This window comes from Streptomyces pseudogriseolus, from assembly GCA_002154585.1.
GTDB lineage: Bacteria > Actinomycetota > Actinomycetes > Streptomycetales > Streptomycetaceae > Streptomyces > Streptomyces pseudogriseolus.
In genome coordinates, this window is sequence record MUNG01000756.1 from 262 (window position 1) to 595 (window position 334).

Sequence of the window (334 nt, forward strand, 5' to 3'; positions counted from 1 at the left end):
TTGGGGGCCGGATTCCGGCCCCCATCACCCACCCATAGAGGGATTGAGTGAAGGAGGGAACGAACGGGCCCGCGACGCGGTCGCCGTGATCCCGGAGTTCGCGCGCCCCCTGGTCGACCAGATCACCGCCGCGGGCGTCCTGGTCGCGTGGAACCTCGCCCCGGCCGAGTGGTTCATGGTCGACGCCCTGGTGAAGCGGTCCGGCCTCGACATGCTCGCCACGGCCGCCGTGCAGGCCGCCGCCCGCAACCGCAAGGGCGTGTCCCACGCGCGCTACTTCCTGCGGGCGTGGCAGTCGCTACCGCCCGCCCCGGCCCCGGGCACCGTCCCGGCC

1 pseudogene is annotated in these 334 nt (G+C 74.0%); it reads left to right on the forward strand.

Features of this window, described 5'->3' with window-relative positions:
* Positions 1-43: 43 nt before the first annotated feature.
* Positions 44-334 (forward strand): annotated as a pseudogene (locus tag CCN29_RS34580) (hypothetical protein); the annotation flags it as partial.